Source organism: Cohnella faecalis, from assembly GCF_003570905.1.
Lineage (GTDB): Bacteria > Bacillota > Bacilli > Paenibacillales > Paenibacillaceae > Cohnella > Cohnella faecalis.
On the sequence record NZ_QXJM01000007.1, the window covers coordinates 20,845 to 33,451 of the forward strand.

The 12,607-nt window shown below is 58.0% G+C and carries 14 protein-coding genes; all 14 read left to right on the top strand.

The window, feature by feature from the left end:
- Positions 1-174 precede the first annotated feature (174 nt).
- The 14 genes from D3H35_RS00745 (at position 175) to D3H35_RS33910 (ending at position 12,603) form a co-directional block, all read left to right on the top strand.
- Positions 175-867 (top strand): sensor histidine kinase, encoded by a 693-nt coding sequence (locus tag D3H35_RS00745; protein WP_158593878.1) that lies wholly within the window; start codon positions 175-177, stop codon positions 865-867.
- Positions 868-871: 4 nt separating this feature from the next.
- Positions 872-1,522 carry a response regulator gene (locus D3H35_RS00750; protein ID WP_119147353.1) on the top strand — a complete coding sequence of 217 codons (651 nt, stop codon included), beginning with the start codon at positions 872-874 and terminating at the stop codon, positions 1,520-1,522.
- Positions 1,523-1,759: 237 nt separating this feature from the next.
- On the top strand, positions 1,760-2,509 hold the full coding sequence (locus D3H35_RS00755; RefSeq protein ID WP_158593879.1) for a YveK family protein: 750 nt from the start codon (positions 1,760-1,762) through the stop codon (positions 2,507-2,509).
- Positions 2,490-3,134 (top strand): CpsD/CapB family tyrosine-protein kinase, encoded by a 645-nt coding sequence (locus D3H35_RS00760; RefSeq protein WP_119147355.1) that lies wholly within the window; start codon positions 2,490-2,492, stop codon positions 3,132-3,134. The genes D3H35_RS00755 and D3H35_RS00760 overlap by 20 nt, the downstream gene beginning before the upstream one ends.
- Before the next feature lie 170 nt (positions 3,135-3,304).
- Positions 3,305-4,204, top strand: coding sequence for a UTP--glucose-1-phosphate uridylyltransferase GalU (galU, locus tag D3H35_RS00765; protein ID WP_119147356.1), 900 nt, complete (start codon positions 3,305-3,307; stop codon positions 4,202-4,204).
- 19 nt (positions 4,205-4,223) lie between these two features.
- Complete coding sequence (locus D3H35_RS00770; protein WP_119147396.1) at positions 4,224-4,880, top strand: sugar transferase; 657 nt, start codon at positions 4,224-4,226, stop codon at positions 4,878-4,880.
- Positions 4,881-4,898: 18 nt separating this feature from the next.
- The gene (locus D3H35_RS00775; protein WP_233567671.1) at positions 4,899-5,816 is read left to right on the top strand and encodes a hypothetical protein; all 918 of its coding nucleotides are present in this window, start codon (positions 4,899-4,901) and stop codon (positions 5,814-5,816) included.
- Positions 5,729-6,151 (top strand): glycosyltransferase family 4 protein, encoded by a 423-nt coding sequence (locus tag D3H35_RS31780; RefSeq protein WP_233567672.1) that lies wholly within the window; start codon positions 5,729-5,731, stop codon positions 6,149-6,151. Before D3H35_RS00775 ends, D3H35_RS31780 begins: the two co-directional genes overlap by 88 nt.
- Positions 6,152-6,279: 128 nt before the next feature.
- On the top strand, positions 6,280-7,491 hold the full coding sequence (locus tag D3H35_RS00780; protein ID WP_119147397.1) for an O-antigen ligase family protein: 1,212 nt from the start codon (positions 6,280-6,282) through the stop codon (positions 7,489-7,491).
- Positions 7,488-8,717, top strand: coding sequence for a glycosyltransferase family 4 protein (locus D3H35_RS00785; RefSeq protein WP_158593880.1), 1,230 nt, complete (start codon positions 7,488-7,490; stop codon positions 8,715-8,717). Before D3H35_RS00780 ends, D3H35_RS00785 begins: the two co-directional genes overlap by 4 nt.
- Entirely contained in the window at positions 8,718-9,761 is a 1,044-nt protein-coding gene (locus D3H35_RS00790; RefSeq protein WP_119147358.1) for a glycosyltransferase family 4 protein, read from the top strand.
- The gene (locus D3H35_RS00795; RefSeq protein WP_119147359.1) at positions 9,758-10,645 is read left to right on the top strand and encodes a glycosyltransferase; all 888 of its coding nucleotides are present in this window, start codon (positions 9,758-9,760) and stop codon (positions 10,643-10,645) included. Before D3H35_RS00790 ends, D3H35_RS00795 begins: the two co-directional genes overlap by 4 nt.
- Complete coding sequence (locus D3H35_RS00800) at positions 10,642-12,021, top strand: lipopolysaccharide biosynthesis protein (protein WP_233567673.1); 1,380 nt, start codon at positions 10,642-10,644, stop codon at positions 12,019-12,021. The genes D3H35_RS00795 and D3H35_RS00800 overlap by 4 nt, the downstream gene beginning before the upstream one ends.
- A 30-nt stretch (positions 12,022-12,051) precedes the next feature.
- Complete coding sequence (locus tag D3H35_RS33910; protein ID WP_147355691.1) at positions 12,052-12,603, top strand: acyltransferase; 552 nt, start codon at positions 12,052-12,054, stop codon at positions 12,601-12,603.
- Positions 12,604-12,607 lie beyond the last annotated feature (4 nt).

Sequence of the window (12,607 nt, forward strand, 5' to 3'; positions counted from 1 at the left end):
AAGGTCGCAAACAACCCTGTCCAAATCCCTCTTCTTAAATCGGTACTCCCGGAGTATGTCCATGTCGAATTCCGCGCGGTATGTTGAAAGTAACACCCGAGAGACAGAAATGGGGGAAGATGACGGGAAGATTGGAAGCCTCTCATAATTCAAGCTGGAAAGGTGATGAACGGGATGGCCATTCAGAGTGAGTTTGAACCGTATGTTCTTTTGGAGGAGCGAAACCGGATTGCGGAAGAAATCCACGATCGCATTTGTCCGCATCTGTTCGGCATCGCCTGCGCCGTCCATTCCGTCGAGGAGGACTGGAGCGGCATGACGGAGGAGCAGAAGCTGGGTCAGCTGCGGGAAATTCAAGAAGCGGCTGCTGCGGCTACTCGCGAGCTGCGCGCGACGATTTACGATTTGAGCTTGTCGGAGAAAGGCGGCGTGTCCTGGATTCATGGCGTCGAATCGCTGCTTGCCAGCCAGGCCAAGCTGAACGGCGTCCGAATTCGTTTCCGCACTGCCGACTCCGACCGCCGCCTGCCCATCCATCACCAGAAAGCTTTATACCGGACCATTGCCGAAGCGGTCGGCAATGCCATCCGGCACGGCGCGAGCAGCATCATCGATGTCAAGCTGACTCTCAGGCGCTGCTCGGTCACGCTTCGGATCGCGGACAACGGAAAAGGATTCGACATGGACTCTCGGCCGCCAAGCAAGAAGGATTCGGGGTTCGGGCTTTACAACATGAAGGCACTCGCTTCTTCGCTGGGAGGAAATCTGCAGATCGACAGCAGCGTCGGGAGCGGAACGCGAATTGTCGTTCGGCTGCCGCTGGATCAAGCCCGCGATGAACGAGGTCAAACTTTGAAGAACGGGTGATTGCATGAAAATCGTCATTGTGGATGACCATCCTCTCGTTCGTAAAGGATTGTCGGCCGTATTGGCCAAAGAAGACGGGATCGAGCTGGCCGGCGAAGCGGAGACGATTCAGGAAGCGCTGGCGCTGATCGAGACAACAAAGCCGGATCTCGTAATCGTGGATATTCGGCTGGGCGGAGAGTCCGGCTACGATCTGGTGCGGACGATCCGCCATCTTCCGTGTTATTTCATGATGCTGACTTCCTCCGCTTCGGAAGCGGACATCCGCAAAGCGGAGGAAAGCGGCGCCGACGGCTATGTTCTCAAGGATGCGCCGCCGGAGGAGCTGCTGCTTGCCGTCAGGATGATCGGCCGGGGGCGCAAATACTTCGACCAAAGCTTTCTGGACACGCTGCTCCGCAAGGAAGCGGACGATCCGCTTGAGAAGCTTACTCCGAAGGAAAAAGAGGTGCTTAGCGCGCTCGGAGAAGGACTGTCCAACGGCGCGTTGGCGAAAAAGCTGGTTATCAGCGAATTTACGGTCAAGAAGCATGTAAGCCGTATTTTTCAAAAGCTGAATTTGAACGACCGTACGCAGGCGGCCCTGTTCGCTCAAGCGCAAGGAATGGGCGACTATTCGCCTCCGGACAAACGGGCGGACGGAAGCTCCGTTTAATCATCGCATGGTACGAAAGTGTAATATCAATAGCCACTAACGCGGCAGGGTGATGTGCTTCCGGAGAGGAAGCAAAATCATCCTGCCGCGTAATAGTTTTAGGACACTCCGGCAACTTACAATTAAAACAGATAGAGACAGAGGGCAAGAAAAGGAATCGGCTGTCGAAATATTAATCAGAAAATTCTGACATTAATTAGCAGCTCTCCAAACAAATTCAGCATCGGAGGAAGCGGTTTGGAATTACAACGGTATTGGAGCGTCGTCCGGAAGAGGCTGTGGCTGATCGCGCTGATAGCGATTGTCAGCTGTACGGCCGTCGGTTATTACACCAGTCATTATGTGAGACCGGTCTACCAAGCTACGACGAAGCTGATGGTGTATCCGAACGAGACCTCCGACAAGACGGTGCCCGACGCCGGAGCCATCAATTCCAGCATTTTGCTGATCAAAACTTTCAAGCAACTGATTATGACGCCCCGAATTTTGGACAAGGTCGTTGCGGATTATCCCGACCTCCATACGACCAAAGGCGAGCTCGGCGCCAAAATCGGCATTACATCCGTAAGCGAGACGCAAATCATGACAGTCGTCGCCGCCGACGCCTCCTACGAGCGGGCAGCGAAGCTGGCGAACGCCGTCTCCAAAGTATTTCAACAGGAAGTCCGCACGCTGATGCGTCTGGACAATGTGTCTGTCCTGAGCTGGGCCGACCCGTCGGATCGGCGGGAAACGGCATCGTCCGGCACAACGAAGAACGTCATGATTGCATTCGTCCTGTCGCTGATGATCGGAACCGGCATCGCTTTTCTGCTCGATCATATCGACGATTCGGTCAAGGCTGAGCACGATGTACGCGTCAGATTGGGCATGTCTCTGCTGGCGGACGTTCCAAAAATAAGAAGACGGGATTTGGCCGGCCCCGACGATCGCGACAAGACGGCGTACAGGGCGAGGAGGGAGAAAAATGTCACGTTGGATGCGTAAGCGAGGCCGGATTGCCGGAACGAATCCGAAGTCGGACGTCGCCGAATCGTACCGCAGACTGAGAACAGGCATCGAGCTGTCCAATCGGGATGGCAAGGTGAAGACGATCGCGATCGCGTCCGCCGAGCCCGGCGAAGGAAAAAGCACGACATCCGCCAATATCGCGATCGCTTACGCCCAGGCCAATCGTAGGGTGCTGCTGCTGGATTCGGATTTGCGCGAGCCCGATCAACACCGGATTTTCGAGCTGCAGAACGACAAGGGACTAAGCACGGCGCTTGCCGGGCGCGCCGGAATCGGCGAAGTGCTCCAGCAGACGGAATTCGCCAATCTTCACGTTATCTGCTCCGGTCCGATTCCACTCAATCCGTCCGAATTGCTGGAGTCGGAAGCGATGAACGTTTTGCTCGAAGAAGCGAAAACAAGCTTTGACATCGTCATTCTCGATACGCCGGCGATGACGGTCGCTGCGGATGCGCTGATCGTGGCCGACAAATGCGATGGCGCTGTGCTCGTTATTCGGCGAGGCAAGACGAAGCTCGAGGCGGCCGCCAGAGCGAAGGAAACGCTGGAATCCGGCCGGGCGCGAATAGTCGGCGCGGTATTCAATCGGATCGGCCGCTAATCTGTACATCGATCCCGCAAGGGAAGGAAATGTCTCCTGCTCCTTTATCACCGGAGGCACTCGGCTATGCTGTGGGTCAACTGACCTTAGACGTTAATCGTCAAGGGTGTAGCGTGAGGTTGGGTTCGATGCCCTTTGCAATGTAAAGATAACGGATGGGGTGAGAGCGCATGAAAAAAGTGAGAAAAGCGATTATTCCCGCGGCCGGACTGGGCACTCGGTTTCTGCCCGCCACCAAGGCGATGCCGAAAGAAATGCTGCCGATCGTCGACAAGCCGACGATTCAGTACATCGTGGAAGAAGCGATCGAATCCGGAATCGAAGATATTATCGTCGTTACGGGCAAAGGAAAACGGGCGATCGAAGATCACTTTGACATCGCCTTCGAGCTGGAGCACACGCTGGAGGAGAAAGGGAAATTCGACATTTTGCGCAAAGTTCAGCAGTCGTCCAACGTCGAGATTCACTACATTCGGCAAAAAGAGGCCAAAGGCTTGGGACATGCCGTATGGTGCGCACGCAGCTTCATCGGCAACGAGCCGTTCGCGGTGCTGCTGGGCGATGACATCGTGCAATCCGATACGCCGTGCACACGGCAGCTGATCGAACAGTACGAGCAGACCGGCAAATCGGTCATCGGCGTTCAAGCCGTCGGCACGGATCAGACGAACCGTTACGGCATATTGGATCCGATCGAGAAGCGCGGAAGGCTTTACAAGGTTAACCGATTTGTGGAGAAGCCACCGCAGGGGCAGGCTCCGTCCAACCTGGCTATCATGGGCCGCTACGTGCTGACTCCCGAAATTTTCGAATACTTGGGCAGGCATGAGATAGGGGCGGGCGGCGAGATTCAACTGACCGATGCGATCCAGAAGCTGAACGAAGACCTTGGCGTATACGCGTACGACTTCGAAGGCATGCGCTACGATGTCGGAGAGAAGCTCGGATACATTATGACGACGGTCGATTTCGCGCTGCGCAACGATGAGCTTAAATTCCGTCTAATGGACCAGCTGGAGCAGCTGCTCTGGCGGGAGAAAGTGAGTGGACGCCATGGCCCTGCGGTATGATCGGGAAGTTGTCGCGAGGATGGTAGAGTTCGAGGCGAAGCGGCTTGCGGCGCAAAGCGGCAGCCATCGAACCTTCTATGCGCCCGCCAAACGGGCGATGGACTTCATGGGCGCCCTGTGCGGGCTTATCTTGCTCTCTCCGGTATTTGCCGTCGTCGCTGCGCTTGTCAAGCTGGAAGCTCCGAGGGCTCCCGTCTTGTTCTATCAAACCCGTATCGGCAAGCATGCGAAACCGTTCAGGATGATCAAGTTCCGCTCGATGGTGCCGGATGCGGAGCAGAAGCTCGGAGAGCTGCTGGGCAAGAACGAGATTAAAGGCGCGATGTTCAAAATGAAAGAGGACCCGCGCATTACCCGTATCGGGAAGTTCATCCGGAAGACGAGCATCGACGAGCTCCCGCAGCTCATCAACGTTCTGAAAGGCGAAATGTCGCTGGTCGGCCCACGGCCGCCGCTGCCGAGGGAGGTGGCGCAATACTCAGAGTACGACAAGCTTCGGCTGACGGTTAATTCGGGCTGCACGGGGTTGTGGCAGGTCAACGGCCGCAATCGTCTCAGCTTTGAACAGATGGTGGAGCTTGATCTGGAATATATCCGGCAAAGAAGCATTCGGGGGGATTTGAAGATTATTTTCCGGACCTTCAAGCTGCTGCTTGGAGCCAAAGACGCTTTTTAACCGATGGGGTGGCGACAGATGAACAAAATTGTGTTTATTACGAACAGGCTGCCTTTCCCCGGCACGGACGGACGCAAAAATATGCTGCTGCAATATATCCGGCATATGAAAGAGATTTATCCCGAAAGCGAGATCGTCAATTTGTCGTTCGTGGACGAACCGAAGGATCTGGAGCACCGGCCGAAGGAGATCGGCCGGCTCATACGGCTGAGCCTTCCGGGCATGGCCGAGAAGATTTACAACATTTTCGTTCATTCGTTGATCCGGCGAAGATGGCCGCTGCAGGTATCCGTTTATTACAGCCGGAAGACGCATCGGCAAATCCGGGACTTCATACGGAAGGAAAGTCCGGACTTCGTGATGTACGACATGGTAAGGGTGGCGGAATATTGGTCGGACGGCAAGGGCAGGAAGGTGCTTAGCTACGACGATCTGCTGTCGCTGCGTTATCGGCGCCAGCTCGATTGGTTCCAGTACATTCCGTCCGTGCTCGGAGGCTTCTCGAACAAGCTTCCTCGCAGCCTGAAGCGTTTTGCGGATTTGAAGTTCGTGCAAAAATGGCTGATCGCCTTTGAAAGCGGGATGCTCGCCCGCTATGAAAAAAAGGTGGCTCCCCTCTTCGATCATTTAATCTTTACTTCCCCTGCCGAAGCTCACCATTTCCGGAAAGCGACCCGTCACGAGTCCTGCCACGGCATACCGATGAAAGTCGAGCCTGACGCGCAACCGAAAGGCTCGCGCCGGTACGACAAAAACAAGCTCGTGTTTGTGGGCAAGATGGACATTCCGCACAACAGCTCCGCCGCCGTTTATTTCTGCGAGCGGATCTGGCCCAAATCAAGCGCCAGATGCCGGCAGCCGTCTTCTATATCGTCGGCAAAAGCCCGACCGCCGAAGTGCGGCGCCTGCAGGACGAATATCCGGGCGTCGTCGTGACCGGCGAAGTGGACGACGTCAAACGGGTCGTCAGCGACTCCGCTTTGATGATTGCGCCGCTGCTGTTCGGCACCGGCATTAAGACGAAAATTTTGGAGGCGATGTCCTGGGGGGTGCCGGTCGTGACCAACCGGATCGGGAGCGAGGGGCTGGACGCGAATCATGGGGAGGAGTTGTTCGTCTGCGACTCGGAGGAGGAGATGGTGCGGGACGTGCTGCTCCTGATGGGAGACCGGGAGACGAACGACAGCATATCGGGCAATTCCATCCGATATGTGACCCGCCGGTTCAGCGGCTCCGCCACCCGCCAAAATATGGAGCTGATCTTATCCTAGAGGCCGAACGCGCAGAGCCGATAGACGTCGTACGCACGGCGATCGTCGCCCTGTTTCTGTTCTCGCTGGCAGTCATTACCTACGACAGCTTGCCGTACTTTCATTTTTCGGTCTATCGCCCGCTTGCCATGTTTCCGATGTTTGCCGCCTCGCTGCTGCTTTTCTTTACAGGATTCCGTTTCCGCCCGGGGGACACGCTGCTGCTCATTTTCGCGGCGTACAGCATCGGGCATTCGCTGCTGGCGTCCGTCGGCTACGGGGAGACCGGCAGCAGCGTCAAGCACGCGATCACCTTGCTGTTCGGACTGTCGATGTACCGGGTGTCCGTCTACATCGCCGAACAGTCCAAGCTGGATCCCGCGCTGCGAAGACAGATCGTCCTCAGCCTGCTGATCGGCCTCGTCCCGCCGCTGGCGGTCGGACTGCTGCAGATGTTGGACGCCTATGTGCTCCACAGCGGCTTGTCTGGTACGCTGACGGCGCTTTTCTCGGAGAAGGTGTATCGCGGGCGGATTCAAATGCTGTCGGGGGAGCCTTCGTGGGCCGGCATTCATCTGCTGAGCGGAGGGCTGCTGCTGCTCTATCTGTACAAGGAAGGTTACCGGAAGCTGACGCTCGTCCCGCTAATCGGCACCGCGCTGCTGCTGGTGCTGTCGTTCTCGGCATACGCCTACAGCGTATTGCTGACCGCGCTGCTGATCTATGTCCTTATCGCGAACAGGCATCGCGGCCGAATGTTTCTCGCGCTCGCCGGGATCGTTCTGGTTGTCGCGGTAGGCGTACCCTTTTTGCTGGAGACGCTGAGCGTCAGCGGCTATTTTACGGACCGGTTTCAATTCGACTTCGGCCATTTAATCCGGGCGGACAACTCCTTTTTTATTCGTGTCGTTTTTCCGGCCATCGGCATGATGGAGTTTGCGCATCATCCGATATTCGGCGTCGGAGGCGGATTTTATTATCGGGAGTTCGCAGACCTGCTCGTTCGGCATTTTGAATACGGCCTTAAATTCACCGAAGTAAGCAACCTTGTTAACGATCATCCGGAAATGGCGACATCGCGCAATTTATGGTCCAAGCTGTTCGCGGAGGAAGGGCTCGTCGGCGCTTTTTTGTTCCTCGGGTTCATGGTCGCGGCGTTTCGAAGCTCGCGCGGCAGCGTTTACGCTCAATTCGCATATGCCTTATGCGTTGCGCTAGTCATGAATTTCGATTCCTATTCCTTTGTGAACTTCTGGCTGCTGATCGGATGGATCCGGGGCGGATTTTTCGAAGATCGGCCGGCCGTCCGGGCAGCCGAATGGGATACGCAGAACGGGAGGGAGTTGAGACGTACCGCATGAAAATCGTCATTATGAACAGTTTGTATACGCCGCACATTATCGGCGGGGCTGAGATTTCCACGCAAATATTGGCGGAAGCGCTCGTCTCCGCAGCGGATGTGCATGTCATCACGCTGGGAGGACAGAAGCGGACGGACGGCGTCTTGGAAGAGAAGATTGGCGGCGTTACCGTGCATCGGCTGCCGCACAACAATTTGTACTGGATCGGCGAAGCGAAGCGGCGGCGCGGAGTGCTGGCAAAGACGGCCCGCAGGCTGGTCGATCTGTACAATCCCTGGCAGATCGGGGCCGTGAAGGAACGGCTGGAAGCGATCCGGCCGGATCTGATTCATACGCAAAATTTGTCCGGCTTCGGCGCCGCCGTCTGGACGGCCGCCGCTTCGCTCGGCGTTCCGATCGTGCATACGCTGCGTGATTACTCGCTGCTCTCGCCGGTTAGCTCGCCGATCTCGAATCCGGCGCTGTCGCGGCTGTACGCGCTGACCTCCGGCGGCTTCAGCAGTCGGGTAGCGGCGGTTGTCGGCATTTCGTCGCATATTTTGAAGCGCCATACGGACGCGGGTCTGTTCCGGGGAGCGGCGAGGCATGTTATCCCGAATGCGGTGGTGGGGAAGATCGCGGCAAGCGGCGGCAAAGAGTTCGACCGCAAGCCGCTCCGCATCGGCTACTTCGGACGAATCGAGCCGGAGAAAGGCGTTCCCGAGCTGATCGAAGCGGTGCTGTCGCTTCCCGAAGCCGTCGTGGAACAGGCGATAATCTGCGGGGAAGGGAGTCTGAGGGCGAAGCTGGCGGACAGCTGCCGACATGACGGCCGCATCTTTTTCACCGGTCAAGTCAAACCGGCGGAAGCCCGCAGCATGATGGCGCAGGCGGATGTCAATTTCGTCCCCTCCGTCTGGGAGGAGCCGTTCGGACGAGTCATCATCGAGTCCTATCAGGTCGGCACGCCGGTGTACGCTTCCGAAGTAGGAGGCATTCCCGATGCCGTCTGGAACCCGGACGAATTTTTGTTCCCGCCTGGGAGCGTTGCCGCCATCCGGAACAAAATAGTGGCGTTTCACGCGCTGTCCGGCGACGAGAAGAGACGGATTCAGGCGTCATGCTTGGAGCATTGCGGCAAGTTCACTCAGACTTCGCTTCTTGAGAAGCATCTGGATTTGTACGCCCGGACGCTGATTTCCGGAAGCGATTATGCGGCCGAGGCCGCTTACGGGCAGGTGCATTAGATGAGCGAGCCGACCGTCTATATGTGGCCGAAGGACAATCCGCACAACAAGTATACAGCGCTTCTAGCCCGGTCGATCGAGCGGCGCGGGCAGCGCGTCGTCCATTACGGCCGCAGATCGCTGTTCAAGCCGGGCAGGGGAGACATCGTCCATCTGCATTGGCCGAGCTATACGTATCAAGGCTCCGTTTTCCCGATTACGGTAGCGAAGTCGTTGTTTTTTATGGTGCTGCTCATTGTTTACAAGGGCATGGGCGTGCGGCTGTTCTGGACGATTCACAACATTTGGCCGCATACCGGCAAGACGCGCTGGGATTCTTTTATGCGCAAGCGGTTGCTGAGTCTCTGCGATTCGGCGTTCGTGTTGAGCGAATCGGTCAGGCGGGAAGCCGCCGCCGCGTTCGGGGCGAGCGAGGACAAGCTGGTCGTTACGCCGCATGGTCATTATGTGGACGCTTACGTCGGCAGGGGTACGGATATCCGATCCCGGTTCGGCATCCCGGCCGACCGCTTTCTCTTTCTGTTCATCGGCCGGATCAATCCTTACAAGGGCGTGGATCGGCTCGTCGAAGCTTATTCGTCGCTTTCGTCCGAAGCGGGAGCCCTGCTGATCGCGGGGCAGGCGGATGCGGGGTACAGCCTCGATTTTATCGGCGGGAAGGGCAACGGGTCGATCAAGGTGCATCCGCATTTTGTGGACGATGGCGAGCTGGCCGATTACTTGCAGGCCGCCGATGCGGTCGTGCTGCCCTACAAGCAGATTACGACGTCCGGCAGCGCCATTCTGGCCCTGTCCTACAAAAAACCGGTGGTCGCGCCAAGAATCGGCTCGCTCGGCGAGTACGTGTCCGAAGGATGCGGCGTGCTGTACGACCCCGACGATCCGAACGGGCTGCGCCAGGCGCTTCGCGATTCTATGAATATGGACAGGAAGGAAGCGGAGAAGCGGATTTCGGCCAAGCTTGGAGAACTGGATTGGGACCGGATCGCGGGCAAGATGCTGCGCGTCTATGCCGGTTCGATACCGCAAGAGGTGAATGCATGAGAGCGTCGGTAGCCATTTGTACGCACAACCGGGCCGCGGATTTGCTGGAGGCGCTTCTTAGTCTGGTGCAGCAGCGGTTCAAAGATCAATTCGAAGTGATCGTCGTGGACAACGGCTCCACCGATCGGACCGCGCAAACCGTTCTGGAATTCCGGCAAACTGTCCGCTTTCCGGTTCATTACATTTTTGAAGAGCGGTTGGGACTCTCCGTTGCCCGGAATCGCGCGATTCGCGAAGCGAAGGGCGAATATGTGCTATTTCTGGACGACGATGCGGTCGCTTCCGCCGATTGGATCGAAGGAATCGTCTCCGTGTTCGACAGAGACCCGCGGATCGGGTGCGTCGGCGGCAAAATCGAGCCCGCGTGGGAAGGGGAGGCGCCGCATTGGCTGTCTCCGGAAAACCGTTCCCTCTACACGATTCTCGATTATGCCGACGACATCGCGGAGATGCGGAGGCCCGCCATACCGTTCGGCGCCAATGTCGCTTTCCGCAAATCGGTGTTCGACACGACGGCCCCGTTCCGGGAAGACCTCGGCCGGGTAGGAGGCAATCTGCTTTCGAGCGAGGAATCCGAGCTGATCGAACGTATTCGTACCCGGTATTCGGTCTATTACTCGCCGCATGCCTCGGTGCTGCACAAAATTCCGCGCAGCCGGATCAGCCGGAAGTGGTTGCTGCGCCGCATTTATTGGCAAGGGGTGAGCCGGGCGGTCAGCTCGAAGCGCAAAGGAGGCCTCTTCCTGCAATCGCTGCTGAAGGTGCCAATCTTCGTACTGCTTTCGATTCCGATTTTGTACGACAAGCGGCGGGTGTTCCGCAACGTCAGCCGGATCGCCTACAATAACGGGCTCATCAGCGGCGTGCTGAGGACGTACCAATGAAGGTCATCTCGCGGTTAAGGCTGCTGGGCACGATGGTCAACCCGCTCAAGATCGGACGCGTCTGGACCGGACGGGGCGCAATGACCGCCATCGTGCGGACGAGCGCCGCCAATTTGATCATTATGGTTCTGAGCACGGCAACCTCCATCGTGACGGCGCGCTTGTTCGGCGTAACGGGTAAAGGCGAGTTTTCGGCGATTTTGTTCTGGCCGGGGTTATTGGCCGGAGCGCTTAGCTTCGGGCTGCCGACATCGCTCATCTTTAATCGGAAGTCGCATCCGGCGCAGGGCGCGGACTATATCCGGGCGGGGTTTCTGTTCCAGCTGCCTGTCAGCTTGCTGGCCGGGACGGCAGCCTGGTTTTGCCTTCCCTTCTGGATGGGCAATTACTCGGATTCTATCGTCCGCATCGCCCAGTGGTATACCGTTGCCACGCTCCCGTTGCTGCTGGCGGTTGGCCTGCTGTCGGCGCTCGCGCAGAGCATGGAGAACTTCAATCTTTACAATGGCTTGAGGGTGTACGTGCCCCTCAGCAATTTGCTCGGCCTCGCGGCTCTGTGGGCGTGCGGAGTACTTAGCCAAGGCTCCGCCGCGCTTGTTTTTTTCTGTACCAGCCTCGCTGTCGTCTGCTGGTCCTTGCTCCGGCTGAAGCGGGAGCTGACCGTCGGCTGGTTCGGGCGGTTCGCGGACCGGGCTGCGATCAAGTCGCTGTTCGGCTACGGCGGGAGGGTGTACGGCGTCGAGCTGCTCGGCACGCTGTATGCGCAATGCGACAAGCTGATTATTTTGGCGCTGCTGGCACCGAGGGAATTCGGGCTTTATTCGGTCGTGTACACGCTGTCCCGCGTATTCAACATCGTTCAGACGGCCGTCTCCAACGTCGTCTTTCCAAAGGTGACCGGACTCGCCCCGGAGAGGATCGTGGCGACGGTATGCCGGGCGTTCCGGCTCTCCTTGCTGCTCATGCTTGTTGCGCTCGTCCCCGGCCTGCTCATCGGCCGCTTTCTGCTGGGCCTGCTGTTCGGGCAGCCGTTCCTGGAGGCGGGGACGGCGTTCGGCCTGCTCTCGCTGGAATGCATCGTAGGAGGCGGGTCGTGGATTTTGGCGTCCTCCTTCAATGCGCTGGGGCGCCCCGGCCTGGTGGCGATGAGGCAAGCGATTGCCCTTGCGCTGACGGTTGGGCTGCTCTTTGCGCTCGCTCCGGCATACGGTCTGAACGGCATCGCGCTGGCGATGCTGCTCGGGGCTTTCAGCCGGATTCTGATTACGCTCGCGGCGATGAAGATTGTTTTCAAGGCGCCCATCTCCGGCGTTCTGTTCGACAAAGGAGATTGGCGCTTTCTGGCAGATCGTCTGAAGCGGGCAACGCAAACCTGACAATTGAAAGGGAAGGACGGCCATGCTCGTATGCATCTGCGCGGCAGAAGCGTTAGGGATTATGTGAAATACGGCTACCGGCTTTTCCTCGGGGCGCTGTTCAGAAGGAAGACCGACCGGTGCGGGAGGCTGCTTAGAGTATGCGGCGCCGTGCAGGTGTCGAAGGCGCGGCGCGCCCGGCTCGTCATCGGGAGCCACGTCATCCTCTACCGCAATATCGGATTCTATCTGGATTCGGAGACGGCTGTCATCGAGATTGGAGACCATACGTTTCTGAACCGGAGAAGCGAAGTGATGTGCAAGCGGCATGTGAAAATCGGCAGCCACTGCGCGATTTCCTGGGATGTCACCATTACGGACACCGACTACCATGCGATCGAGGGAACGGAGCCGACGCGGCCGGTCGTCATCGGGGACCATGTGTGGATAGGCAGCCGGGCGACCATTCTGAAGGGCGTGACGATTGGCGCGGGCGCCGTCGTGGCGGCCGGGGCGGTCGTGTCGAAGGATGTGCCCGCCCGCACGCTCGTAGCGGGAGTCCCGGCGAAAGTCGTCCGGGAGAACGTAAGCTGGACCCTGTGAAGGG

What these genes read in the sequence shown, in the direction of transcription:
- D3H35_RS00745 (WP_158593878.1), top strand. Translation starts at nt 175, where the DNA reads ATGGCCATTCAGAGTGAGTTTGAACCGTATGTTCTTTTGGAGGAGCGA.
- D3H35_RS00750 (WP_119147353.1), top strand. Translation starts at nt 872, where the DNA reads ATGAAAATCGTCATTGTGGATGACCATCCTCTCGTTCGTAAAGGATTG.
- D3H35_RS00760 (WP_119147355.1), top strand. Translation starts at nt 2,490, where the DNA reads ATGTCACGTTGGATGCGTAAGCGAGGCCGGATTGCCGGAACGAATCCG.
- galU (WP_119147356.1), top strand. Translation starts at nt 3,305, where the DNA reads ATGAAAAAAGTGAGAAAAGCGATTATTCCCGCGGCCGGACTGGGCACT.
- D3H35_RS00770 (WP_119147396.1), top strand. Translation starts at nt 4,224, where the DNA reads ATGGTAGAGTTCGAGGCGAAGCGGCTTGCGGCGCAAAGCGGCAGCCAT.
- D3H35_RS00775 (WP_233567671.1), top strand. Translation starts at nt 4,899, where the DNA reads ATGAACAAAATTGTGTTTATTACGAACAGGCTGCCTTTCCCCGGCACG.
- D3H35_RS31780 (WP_233567672.1), top strand. Translation starts at nt 5,729, where the DNA reads ATGCCGGCAGCCGTCTTCTATATCGTCGGCAAAAGCCCGACCGCCGAA.
- D3H35_RS00780 (WP_119147397.1), top strand. Translation starts at nt 6,280, where the DNA reads ATGTTTCCGATGTTTGCCGCCTCGCTGCTGCTTTTCTTTACAGGATTC.
- D3H35_RS00785 (WP_158593880.1), top strand. Translation starts at nt 7,488, where the DNA reads ATGAAAATCGTCATTATGAACAGTTTGTATACGCCGCACATTATCGGC.
- D3H35_RS00790 (WP_119147358.1), top strand. Translation starts at nt 8,718, where the DNA reads ATGAGCGAGCCGACCGTCTATATGTGGCCGAAGGACAATCCGCACAAC.
- D3H35_RS00795 (WP_119147359.1), top strand. Translation starts at nt 9,758, where the DNA reads ATGAGAGCGTCGGTAGCCATTTGTACGCACAACCGGGCCGCGGATTTG.
- D3H35_RS00800 (WP_233567673.1), top strand. Translation starts at nt 10,642, where the DNA reads ATGAAGGTCATCTCGCGGTTAAGGCTGCTGGGCACGATGGTCAACCCG.
- D3H35_RS33910 (WP_147355691.1), top strand. Translation starts at nt 12,052, where the DNA reads ATGCATCTGCGCGGCAGAAGCGTTAGGGATTATGTGAAATACGGCTAC.